At 33.6% G+C, this 2,393-nt stretch carries 2 protein-coding genes; one reads left to right on the top strand and one right to left on the bottom strand.

Annotated elements, in window-relative coordinates; genetic code table 11:
- The coding region (locus V7659_RS25090; RefSeq protein WP_335542840.1) for a MerR family transcriptional regulator at positions 1-758 on the bottom strand (758 nt) is incomplete at its 3' end.
- A 119-nt stretch (positions 759-877) separates the two neighbouring features.
- On the opposite strand from V7659_RS25090, the gene norA reads away from it, so the two are divergent.
- Positions 878-2,071 (top strand): multidrug efflux MFS transporter NorA, encoded by a 1,194-nt coding sequence (norA, locus tag V7659_RS25085; protein WP_335542839.1) that lies wholly within the window; start codon positions 878-880, stop codon positions 2,069-2,071.
- Positions 2,072-2,393 lie beyond the last annotated feature (322 nt).

Here is a 2,393-nt window from a genome sequence, read left to right as displayed (position 1 = left end):
TAAATATACTCTTCAAAAACATAATCAGATAAGGCTAAATTTAACCTTTCCATCTCTGAAAAAAGTCGCTTATATGTTTTATGTAATGTTTTCTCATCCCCAAGATGATATCCAATGAGAAAATCACCTTTCACAGCCTGAAAATAGGGATATCCCACCTTTGGATGTGGTTGTTCAATATATAAAAAGCTATAATTAGAGAATTCTCCCTTCAATACCTGCTCCCGTTTCGTAATACCACCGATTGGATATCCTGAATCCAGATGAGATATGTTCAATTCATTAATAAAATCCGAAATAACCTCTACAAATTCTTCATCCGTTATATTTTCAATGTTTCTACTAAGATAAAGTGTTGCTTCCGGTAATGGTTTAAGTGTAATTTGTTGAAAATCAAGGTGTGATGCTTCCTTCATTAAGGCTATTTTTGCATCAATCATTCTTTCCTTCATTTCAATCTCCTTACGCTTTTTCATAATCTCTTCTTTTTTTTGATGCATTAATGATAAAAATCTTTCAGGCGATTTATTTTGTGTATATTGTTGAATATCGTTCAGCGACATACCAAGATCCTTTAATAAATCAATAACAAAGAATAGCTCTATTTGGTGAATAGAATAATAACGATACCCTTTTTCATTTTTCCATAGGGGAGACAAAAGTCCAATTTGATCATAATAAAAGAGTGTCTGTTTATTTACCTTACAAAGCTTTGCAAATTCTCCAGTTGTTAAATACTTGCCATTTATTTTTCCCATTTTTTACAGCACCACCCTTGACTATATAGTTACTATATACACTACGATGGAAATTGTAAACAAATGAAAAAAATTCAAATTTGTTTAAGTAATTTGTATTGTTAAGGAGAATGTATAAAATGAAGAAACATAAAGTCACCTTAGGATTATTATTATTGAATTTATTCATAGCCTTTTTGGGAATTGGTCTTGTCATTCCAGTCTTACCTACGTTGATGAATGAATTGGGGATAACTGGGAAAACAGTGGGGTATTTAACGGCAGCTTTTGCTATCGCTCAATTGATTGTTTCACCATTTGCAGGGAAAGCAGCAGATCGATTCGGCAGGAAAATTATGATTGTCATTGGCTTATTTATTTTCGGCCTTTCAGAATTTTTATTTGGGATCGGAAAGGGAATCGACATGCTATTTATTTCCCGCGTTTTAGGTGGAATTAGTGCTGCGTTCATTATGCCAGCAGTTACAGCTTTTATTGCTGATATTACAAATTTGGATACTCGCCCGAAAGCACTCGGGTTTATGTCAGCTGCCATTAGCACAGGGTTTATTATTGGTCCTGGGATTGGTGGATTCTTAGCGGAATTTGGCACACGGATACCATTCTTCTTTGCAGGAGCACTTGGTACCATTGCGGCTATACTTTCTATTATTTTATTATCTGAGCCGAATCGTAGAGAAGATAATCATGAACAAGTCTCCGATGGTAAGGTTGGTTTCAAACGAATTATTTCCCCAAAATATTTCCTTGCGTTTATATTAATTTTTATTGCCTCATTTGGTTTAGCAGCTTTTGAATCGTTCTTTAGTCTATTTGTAGACCATAAATTTCAATTTAAACCATCCGATATTGCCATTGTTATCACAGGTGGTGCAATTTTTGGTGCAGTTTCACAAGTCATACTATTTGATCGGCTTACAAAAATTTGGGGTGAAATTAAACTGATTCAATATAGCTTAATTTTATCAGCGGTAGTTGTCTTTTTAATGACTGTTGTTCATTCATATTTCTCTATTTTACTTGTTACATTTATTGTTTTTGTAGGATTTGATTTATTCCGACCAGCAGTTACTTCATACCTTTCAAATATTGCTGGGAACGAACAAGGTTTCGTTGGTGGAATGAACTCTATGTTTACAAGTTTAGCGAACATTAGTGGACCCATTCTAGGGGGGATATTATTTGATATAGATATTAACTTCCCTTACTACTTTGCGACTGTGATCCTATCTTTGGGAATCGTTCTTACATTGTTCTGGAAGAAGCAAGCAAGTGATTATTCAAACAAAGTGAAGGCTAGTGTAGCTAATTAAATGGAAATAAAGACGAAAATTGTGAATATTGTCCTTAAGCAAAAGGGTGCTTGAGTTGAACAAAGGGCTGCTTTGGCAGCCCTTTGTTTTTGTTCCACTAACCGGGCAGGGTAATTAATTATTCCATTAGAAAAACAGTAAATCGGAAGGTGTTGTTAGAAATTATGATTTAATGGATCGGTTTTTCTTATGATTTTTATTGTGAACATGGAACTTATTCAGTATATTTAAACTAATATCAAAGGAGTGATGAAGGTAAAATGAATCAATCCTATTTTTATCTAAAACTAGAAACACATCAATTACATATGTCTTATAAGAA

This window comes from Neobacillus drentensis, assembly GCF_036966985.1.
In the GTDB taxonomy this organism is placed as follows: Bacteria; Bacillota; Bacilli; order Bacillales; family Cytobacillaceae; genus Neobacillus; species Neobacillus drentensis_E.
This window is presented reverse-complemented; position numbering and strand designations above follow the sequence as displayed.